We start from the raw sequence: 9,395 nt of genomic DNA, 5'->3' as shown, positions 1-9,395 counted from the left end.
CGTTTTCGAGTAGGTGACCAGTGTAGGATGTGGTGAGGGTGAGTGTAGGATGAAGAGCATCCTCAATCTCTTGCATCCCTTTTGTATAAAGACGTTTTGAGGGATTCTGATGAGGATGATAGAAAAAAGTAAAATTCTCGTATATAGACAAAAAATTTCCTTTTTATTTTGTTTTGTCCTTGCTTATTCGTATCTTTGCAATCAAGTATCGGCACGAAGCCTCGGAGGAGGTGCTGGTATGATTTTTGAGGGTAAAATAATAACAGCATTAGCTGATTATTCGGTACATCTTGAAACGTGAGAAATTTCTGAGATAATTCGTACCAAAGATGGTCACTAGTGTCTGCGCTGTATGGCGTGGACATGACTTATCGGTACGAATGGGCAATTCTCACGGCCTCAAGATGTAGATAAGGCGGTTCACGCTTTTTCTATGTCCTGAAGCCTCGTAGTTTTGTCTATCTACAAGCCCGATAAGTCAGTAGTGCACTTAAAACGCATAGATGGCTAATCAGAACCTATCAAACGCTAAAACTGCGAAGAATGATGAGTTTTATACGCAGTATCATGATATTGAGGTGGAGGTGAATGCCTATCTGGAGTATGACAAGGACGTGTTTCGTGGAAAGACGGTACTTTTGCCTTGTGACGACCCAGAATGGAGCAACTTCACTAAGTTCTTTGCGCAGAAATTCCAGACTCTTGGACTGAAAAAACTCATTTCTACCAGTTACGCGCCAGAATCAAAGAAGTATAAGTATGGTTATCAGCCATCACTTTTCGAGGCTGATGATCCTAAATTCGATGCGGCAAAGACTCAGACGCATGGAAAAATCTTTGTGTTGGAAAGAGACAAAACGGGTGATGGCCGCATAGATTATCAGGATATTGAGTGGACTTATCTTGAAGGTGATGGTGACTTTCGTAGTAGAGAGGTCTGCAAACTGAGAGACGAAGCGGATATAATCGTGACTAATCCACCGTTCTCGTTATTTCGGGAGTTCTTGGCATGGATTATGGACGCGAACAAGAAGTTCTTGATTATTGGAAATATGAATGCTGTAACATATAAAGAGGTATTTCCACAAATTAAAGACAATCAGATTTGGCTTGGTGCTACGGGTAATGGAAATGATATGGTATTTGCTGTTCCTGAAGGTTCTATAGTTTCTGATAGCGATAAAGCAAAAGCAGAACGAATGGGGTATGTCGGAAATTATACAAGGTTAGGAAACTCTTGTTGGTTTACTAATCTTGAGCATGGTCGTCGTCATCAACCGATCCCATTAATGTCTGCTTCTGAGAATCTTAAGTTTAGTCGGCATAAAGAAATCAAAGGAAGGCAAGATTATATTCACTACGACAATTATGATGCTATAGAGATTCCTTATACGGATGCAATTCCTTCTGATTATGATGGCATTATGGGCGTACCAAAGTCTTTTCTTGATAAATACTGTCCAGAGCAATTTGAGATAATAGGAATAGCTGAAGGCGACTCAGGCAAGGAGTTAGGATTAAAGCCTTTTCCACCTGAATACAAGAAGATGAATCCCAGCCTTCGCAAAGGACAATTATACTACATGGAAGATGGCTATCCCGTAAAGCCATACGCCAGAATACTCATCCGTAAAAAACAATAACTATGAATACTGAACTACGAACGGACATTACAGTAGAGGACATCTGCAAAGGATTCCACTATAACGAGTTGGAGGGCAAAGGTCTTTATGGTCTGTCTGGCAAGCTGACTATCCAGCCTGAGTATCAGCGCAACTACATTTATGCCGATGGAAAAAAAGACGTAGCCGTGATTGACTCTGTGCTGAAAGGTTACCCCATTGGTCTGATATATTTCAATAAGGTGGGTGACGATAAGTTTGAGGTGCTAGATGGTCAACAGCGTATCACTTCGTTGGGTCGTTTCGTAGAAGGTGTATTGAGCATTATTGATGAAAGCGGTATTCCTCAAGACATCAATAGCATTGCTACAGATAAACGTGAGAAGATCTTAAAGACCAAGTTGCTTATCTATATCTGTGAGGGTACGGAATCAGAAATAAAGGAATGGTTTAGGACCATCAATATTGCGGGCGTTCCTTTGAAACCCCAGGAACTGCTCAATGCTGTCTTCAGTGGACCTTTTGTGACAAAAGCCAAGGAAGAGTTCAGTAATTCTCAGAATGCCCATATTCAGATGTGGAGTCATTTCATTAATGGTACAGCTAATCGCCAGGATTTCTTGGAGAGGGCTCTTGATTGGGTGAGCAAGGGCAATATCAGCGACTATATGAAACAACATCGTCGCGATGATAATATCACTGAGCTTAAAACCTATTTTAATGCCGTCCTTGGTTGGGTGAACAGCGTTTTCCCAACACCATACGATAAAATGAAGGGGTTGGAATGGGGCCGACTCTATGAAACCTACCATAAGCAGCCATACGACCCGCAAAAGGTGGACGAACGTGTAGCAGAACTGCTGGATGACCCACAAGTGGAGAACAAGAGTGGCATCTTTGAATATGTGCTTGGAGGTGAGCAGGACACAAAGCTTCTGAATGTACGTGTCTTCGATGAAAAGATCAAGCGTCAGGTATATAAACTTCAGACTGATGATGCAGAAATGAAAGGAATATCAAACTGCCCTTATTGCGCCATTGGTCACGAAGCCACCAAGACTCGCATCTGGAAACTCTCAGAAATGGACGCAGACCACGTGTCCGCTTGGAGTAAAGGTGGTGCCACCACTATAGAGAACTGCCAGATGCTTTGCAAAACGCATAATAGAGCAAAAGGAAATAGATAGTTCTAATAACATCGTCAAACATTTTAAATATTTACTATTATGAAAAAGAATCTGTTATTTCTGTTGATAATTGTAGCTTTTACCTGTTCGTGCAGTACTAAGACATTTATTCCAGCACCAGCGAAGCCCCTGCCACCGGTGAATGTTACGTGTAATCATTATGAATATGGAATAGAAAATGTGGATAAGGCTGCAAAATGTGATAGGACTACTTTGACGGCTTTTTATGAATCCTTCAATATAAAATACTATTTAGATGATATGCATCGTATGATTTTTGAAATCGAAAACAGGAACAATAATAGTCTTATCATTGATAAGTCGAAAAGTTTCGTTTTGTACGATGGGTATACAAATGATTTGTTTAAGGATGTAAGAACAGGAAAAATTACCACATTCAATAATGTGCAAGATGCTGTAAATTCAGTACAAACAAATGAAAGTAGTGTAACAATGTCTATTCCTCCTTATTCTAAATGGGTTTTGGTCGTTCCTGAGACGAATGTTAAAGAAGTGGCAATCCCTAAAAAATATGAAACTATTGAGGGAAACTATTCTCTTACTCCGTACACAACAGAACACACTATTGAGTTTATCATACCCTATACTTATGATTACAAATTAGCATCATGGAAGACTGCTAGAAATAGATTGTATGTAGATAATATACGAGTGGATAAAAGTCCAATGATGATAGGTAGTAGATATTATCGTTCAATTATATATAAAAAGAATGAGATTGTATTTCACATGGTTCAAAAGGAGGACTTGTACGAATATGATGCAATAGAAGAATACAATAATTACGGAAGATTTCAATATAGATCTTTGAAATAAATAATTGCTCTTTTGGGTTTGGGGAATTCTTAAGAAAAGAATAATGTAGAGTGAAATAGTATGGCAAAGGAACAATTCAGCAGGACCAAAGCCTGCGCAACCAAGACATTGTATGCTGTGATGAAGGAAATGAGTCGGCGAGGCGGGAGTATGCCCGCAAAAGAACTCTATCCTTTTGTCAATGATAACGTCGAATTGACGGAATGGGAAAAGGAACCAGCAGGAAAGATGAAATACATCCGCTGGACGAATAGCTTCCAGTTCTACTCCATCGACTATCAGAAGGCTGGCTTTATCGTGAAGAAGAATGGCAACTGGTATCTGACACCAGAGGGTGAGGCTGTGTTGAAAAAGAAGCCTGAAGAGGTGATGAATATTGCCAATGCTGCCTATCATGAGTGGCGCAGACTGAATCCTAAGGAGGAAAGCATCGAAGAGGAGCCGAATGACGAGACAGCAGAGAAAGATAATGCCATGAATCTCGACCTGCTGGAGTCGGATGCTCGTGCTGGCATCAGGCAGTATATCGTCTCAAAGAGTCCATACGAATTTCAGGATATGGTTGCAGCTCTGCTTCGAGCTATGAAATACTACACACCGTTTGTGGCGCCAAAGGGCAAAGATGGAGGTATTGACATTATAGCCTACTTGGATCCTCTCGGTGCTCAAACTCCAAGAATCAAGGTACAGGTGAAGCATAAGCCAGACACGTCTATTGGTGCTGCTGATGTGCGTGCGCTATCGGGTGTATTGAAGGCAGGAGATATTGCTTTGTTTGTGACAAGTGGCAGTTACTCTGCTGATGCTAGAAACGCAGCATCTGGAAGTGATAAGTTCGTACGACTGATAGATGGTGATGAGTTTATCGAGATGTGGCAGGAATACTACGACAAAATGACCGATGATGACAAGAATATGCTCCCGTTGAAGCGTATATCGTTCTTGGGAAATAATGAATAAATGGAAAGATCAGCGGGACAGGCACTTGATTTCTTAACAAGTGGGAGTGATTAGAGTATCTGTCCCACAGAATTCTCAGTTCTCAAGAATATTTTAAAAGTAAGGAGGAAAAATAATGGAAACAAAGAAGAAAAATGCTATTCTGGAGAGTACAAGTTTCGAGGAGTTGTTAAATGCCGAGTATGGTGAGCGTGGCACTGAAACTCGTGAGAAGTTTGAAGCTGAGGCTGAGACATTCTGTTTGGCAGAGTGTCTAAAAGAGCAACGTCGTTTGGCTGGTCTTACTCAAGAGCAGTTGGCAGAAAAGATTGGCACAAAGAAGAGCTATATCTCAAAGATAGAAAACGGTCATGCTGATATCCAGCTATCTACCTTATTCCGTATTTTTGCAGGATTGGGTAAGCGTATCTCGCTCACCGTTTTATAGGCTATATCCCAATTAATCAGGAAAGATTTTGCTTTTTATAAAAGAAATCAGGACCTGCAGTGCGATGTCTGCAAGTTCTGATTTTTGTTGATCCCTCTCTTATTCAACTAGGGAAATCTCCTTGTTTGAAACCTTATTCAGTTTCCCATGAAAGATCATGGGGACAGACGTTTTGATATTCTTTTATAGTTGCTTAATCTCTGCATCGACTACAAAGATGTCGCCTTCCTCGTCAACAAGTACATTACGAGGAACAAGGTCCCATATCTCGTATTGACTGTTTCTGAAGCGTCCTTCTTGGGATGTCTTTTCAAACCCTAGAGCAGCCATATAGGTATCTCGAAGCGGTTTACATCTTCGACGCAATCTCCACGTTGCGCTTCATATACTGCGCAAAGTCGCTTGAGCTCATCGGTGATTGCTGAGATGCGGCTATTTTCTGCATCTTGCGCTCCGTCACTTCCTTGTGGAATTGGTTGAGATATGTCATAACTCATGTTGATATTGGTTTGTATGCTGCAAAATTACGCATTATTTTTGAATCCGCAAATAAAACAAAAGAAAATGCGTAATTATTTCTTTGAAAGATCATGGGAAAGATCTTTGATTTCTTGATAAGTGAGAGGTCAGTGAGAGGTGGGTGAGATGTCAAAAGCACCTCTCACTGGTCTCAAAGCCTTTGCTGCAGGGCTTTTCCGGCGTTTTGAGTGAGAGGTGGGGTAAATATTTATTTTTGCCACATCGTGGACATAGTTGACAAGGGAAGTTGCCGACCTCACGGTTATTGGAAGCAACGGGCCAGCAGGCCTATTACCGCCATGTGGGCGGGATAGTAATAGTAGAAGAACTTGCCGAGCCACTTCAGCCGTCCTCGCTGGCCGTTGTACATCGCCAGCAGTGGTACTGCCAGCCAGCAGGCCAGGTGGACCATGCCGTAGGTGGGACTGTGGAATATGAAGAAGGCGACGGCGTAGAGCGAGATGATGGCCATCATCCAGAGCATCTGCTTGTGGAAGCAGCCCCGGTTCCGGCCTATCATGAGTATGGCCAGCGGGGCGGCACAACTCCAGTCGGAGGTGCAGGTGAGCAGGCAGGCCACCAACGTAACACCGACCTTCTGCCATCGGGCAAGTCGCTCCATGTCCCATACTTTCAGCAGTATCAGCCCCCAGAGCAGCGGCCAGGCGATGCTCGTGGCATTGAAGAGCAGGTTGCCGAGCGGGTTGAAGCCCGACATGTTGAAATAGCAGAAGGCGAAGTGGCTTACCACGGCCAGCATGAGCAGACGGCGTAGGTAGCGGCGGAAGTCGTGCGTGTGGTGATAGCCCTCGGCCACGAAGAATATCATCATCGGGGCCGTCAGCCGTCCGATGCAGTGCAGGAATATCTGCGTCGGCGTCTCTGCCTGCTCATAGGTCTCGATGCCCACCCATGCCAGGTGGTCGATCGTCATGGCGACGATGGCGATGACCTTCAGTGCGTTGCCGCTCAGTCCTTTAAACATCATTTGTCTTATATAATCAGTTTCACACGGAAGCCGCGCTTGGTCTCTTCCTCTATAACCTGGCGGCACTGCCCGGAGAGTTCGCTGCGATGGGCATCGTTCAGCGGCGTGGCAGTCATTTTCTCCACCATGAAGTCGAGGGCCGTGACGAGCGACTGCTCGCTGTGCGTGATTCGCACGGTGATGGGGCGGTAGGGTGCCATCGCGCCGTCGAGCATCTTGCCGATCAGCTGCTGGGCCTTCTCTTCCTTCTCAGGGATGCCGTACTTGTGGCAGAAGGCACTGACAACTGAGTGCATGCCGAGGAAGTCGAAGTCAGGGCCGTCAATCTCAAACACCTCCTTGCGGATGCGCTGTATGAAGGCCTTGGTGGCGCTGTGGACGGGCGACTCGAAGATCTGCCGGGGCGAGCCGTCCTCATGGATATAGCCGTCGTACATGAAGAAGATACGGGTGCTTACATCATGGGCAAACTTCATCTCGTGGGTGACGATGAGCATCGTCATGCCCTCCTTGGCCAACTGGCGGATGACGCTGAGCACCTCGCCCACCATCGTCGGGTCGAGGGCGCTGGTGGGTTCGTCGAAGAGGATGACGTCGGGCTTCATGGCCAGAGCGCGGGCGATGGCCACACGCTGCTTCTGTCCGCCGGAGAGGCTCGACGGATAGACGTCGGCCTTCTCGGCCAGTCCCACCTTGCGCAGCAATGCCAGTCCCTCCCTGCGTGCCTCTTCCTCTGGCATACGACGCAACTGGCAGGGCGCGAAGATGACGTTCTCCAGCACCGTCTTATGCTCGAAGAGGTTGAATGACTGGAACACCATGCCCATCTTCTGGCGCAGGCGGTCTGCGGGATAGTCCCGAGCAAGGATGTCCTCGCCATCGACGACGATGCTGCCGCCAGTGGGCGGGTCGAGCAGGTTGAGAGCACGCAGGAGTGTGCTCTTGCCCGTGCCCGAGGGGCCGATGATGGAGATGACCTCGCCCTGGCGGATATCTACGGTGATGTCGTGCAGCACGTCAAGGCTGCCGTAGCTCTTCTTCAGGTGCGCGATGCTGATGATAGGCTCCTGCCGGTCGTTGGAGGTATTGGTGGTTTGCCCGTTTGTGAAAGCATTCCTGCGCCGGCGGACAAACCAGGCGCCACCACCTATTATAATAATAAGCGCCACAGCCCACGGCCAAAGGCGGGTAGGCGAGCTTTGCTCAGTAATGAGGCTGCCGTTATTGTCTGCAGCCGACGGCTGCGACGGACTGGTGAGTATCCCAGCCTCGCCCTTGCGCGTGATGAACAAGATGTGCGAATCGAAATAGCCGTCGGAGAAGAGCACCTGTTTCTGCCGCTCCTCGGTGATGCTGATGGCTCCCATGGCTAGGTCGGCCTTGCCCGCCTGTACGGCAGGCATCTGTGCGGCGAAGTCCATCACGAGATACTCCACTTTCCAGTTCCTCCGGTTGGCCCATTCCGTCAGCAGGGCAGGCTCTAAGCCCGATGGTCTCCCCTGGCTGATGAAGTTGAACGGCGGCATGGTGGGATAGGTGGCCACGCGCAGGGTGCGCCCCGTGCCGCGCGGCTGGGGGATGTCCATAGTCGAGGGGTCTTCGGCCTGCTGCCAGCGGTCGTACAACTGCTGGTAGGTGCCGTCGCGGCGGATGTCGGCCAGGAAACTGTTGAAGTCCTGCTGCAACTCGGTATTGTCTAAACGGAAGCAGGCTGCTATCGGAACTGGTTGCATCCCTGCGTTTACAGAGTCCACCTTGGCAGCAATTTCCTTGCTGAATACCAGCGTCAGGCTCTCGCTGCCCGCCACATCCACCTTGCCGTTCTCCAAGGCGGCCAGCATATCGGTCTGCGTGGTCAAGCGCAGGATGTCGGCATCGGGAACCATGTCGGTGACGGCAATGTCCTGGACACTGCCGATGATGACGGCCACGCGCTTGCCCGATAGGGCCTTGAATACGGGGGGGATATCCTTCTGGTCGCCCGTTTGGGTGACGTTTTCCCCGTCATTAACTATTGTTGGCACGTAGCCTGCCAGACCAAACAGCGTCAGCATCAGGGCGGCCACGATGGCCTTCGTGTGCCGACGCTGCACCAGTGACTGGAGCAGCATTCCGATGAGCCATGCCATAACGAAATAGATAACGGCCGTCACGATGAGGGGGAAGAAGGCATCGAACGTGCGCGAGCGTATCAGGTCCGAGGCGCGCGTCATGTCGGCCACGGCAATGTAGCCTACGATGCTCGTACCCTTCAGCAGACTGATAATCTCACCCTGATAGACGGGCATCACCGCACGGACCACCTGTGGCAGCACAATCTTCAGGAACGTCTGTCTCGGGGTGAAGCCCAAGGCCAGGCCCGCCTCCGTCTGTCCGCGGTCGATGCCTTGGATGGTGGTCCGCAGCATCTCGCTGATGTAGGCCGCAGTGTTCATGGCGAAGGTGACGATGGCCACCACGATGCCGGTAGCATCCACTGGTGCCATCACCACATAGTACATCAGCATGAGCAGCACCAGCACCGGCGTGCCCCGCATCAAGTCGATATACACCCGTGCCACTTGCTGCAGCCATCGGCGGCGGCTCATGCGCATCCAGCACACCAGTCCGCCCAGTATCGTACCCAGCACGGCGGCACATAATGTGATAAGCAGCGTCACCTGCAGACCGTCGAGAATCATGCGGTAGCGATCCTCTACTATCAGGTTGTTGCTGAAGCTCTCTGCCACATTGCTAAACATATCCATAACGCTTTTCAACTTTTTTTTCTGCGATTAGTAGTGCCATAATAATGGCGTAATTAAGTTAAAGATTCGGTGCAAATGTACAAAAAATATTGTAATTATGCTCCGATA

Annotated in this window: 9 protein-coding genes; 5 read left to right on the top strand and 4 right to left on the bottom strand. The window is 47.8% G+C overall.

Annotation, left to right across the window (positions count from 1 at the left end; translation table 11 throughout):
- Positions 1–503 precede the first annotated feature (503 nt).
- The 5 genes from L6468_RS14655 (at position 504) to L6468_RS14635 (ending at position 5,033) form a co-directional block, all read left to right on the top strand.
- Positions 504–1,643: an adenine-specific methyltransferase EcoRI family protein gene (locus tag L6468_RS14655; protein ID WP_237793892.1), complete on the top strand. Its 1,140-nt coding sequence runs from the start codon at positions 504–506 to the stop codon at positions 1,641–1,643.
- Positions 1,644–1,645: 2 nt separating this feature from the next.
- Positions 1,646–2,809, top strand: coding sequence for an HNH endonuclease family protein (locus L6468_RS14650; protein ID WP_237793890.1), 1,164 nt, complete (start codon positions 1,646–1,648; stop codon positions 2,807–2,809).
- A gap of 39 nt (positions 2,810–2,848) precedes the next feature.
- Entirely contained in the window at positions 2,849–3,646 is a 798-nt protein-coding gene (locus L6468_RS14645; RefSeq protein ID WP_237793888.1) for a hypothetical protein, read from the top strand.
- A 60-nt stretch (positions 3,647–3,706) separates the two neighbouring features.
- Positions 3,707–4,606 carry a restriction endonuclease gene (locus L6468_RS14640; protein WP_091852721.1) on the top strand — a complete coding sequence of 300 codons (900 nt, stop codon included), beginning with the start codon at positions 3,707–3,709 and terminating at the stop codon, positions 4,604–4,606.
- A 115-nt stretch (positions 4,607–4,721) separates the two neighbouring features.
- Complete coding sequence (locus tag L6468_RS14635; RefSeq protein WP_237793886.1) at positions 4,722–5,033, top strand: helix-turn-helix domain-containing protein; 312 nt, start codon at positions 4,722–4,724, stop codon at positions 5,031–5,033.
- A gap of 183 nt (positions 5,034–5,216) precedes the next feature.
- Here the strand turns inward: L6468_RS14635 and L6468_RS14630 are convergent, their stop codons facing one another.
- From L6468_RS14630 to L6468_RS14740, 4 genes are all read right to left on the bottom strand, one after another.
- Positions 5,217–5,363 (bottom strand): hypothetical protein, encoded by a 147-nt coding sequence (locus tag L6468_RS14630; RefSeq protein WP_176756962.1) that lies wholly within the window; start codon positions 5,361–5,363, stop codon positions 5,217–5,219.
- A gap of 19 nt (positions 5,364–5,382) precedes the next feature.
- Positions 5,383–5,523 carry a hypothetical protein gene (locus tag L6468_RS14625; protein ID WP_176756963.1) on the bottom strand — a complete coding sequence of 47 codons (141 nt, stop codon included), beginning with the start codon at positions 5,521–5,523 and terminating at the stop codon, positions 5,383–5,385.
- A gap of 291 nt (positions 5,524–5,814) precedes the next feature.
- The gene (locus L6468_RS14620; protein ID WP_091853380.1) at positions 5,815–6,540 is read right to left on the bottom strand and encodes a TraX family protein; all 726 of its coding nucleotides are present in this window, start codon (positions 6,538–6,540) and stop codon (positions 5,815–5,817) included.
- A 5-nt stretch (positions 6,541–6,545) separates the two neighbouring features.
- Positions 6,546–9,287: an ABC transporter permease subunit gene (locus tag L6468_RS14740; protein ID WP_284438408.1), complete on the bottom strand. Its 2,742-nt coding sequence runs from the start codon at positions 9,285–9,287 to the stop codon at positions 6,546–6,548.
- Between the last annotated feature and the right edge of the window lie 108 nt (positions 9,288–9,395).

The sequence above is a fragment of the Prevotella communis genome, from assembly GCF_022024115.1.
Taxonomy (GTDB): domain Bacteria; phylum Bacteroidota; class Bacteroidia; order Bacteroidales; family Bacteroidaceae; genus Prevotella; species Prevotella communis.
This window is presented reverse-complemented; position numbering and strand designations above follow the sequence as displayed.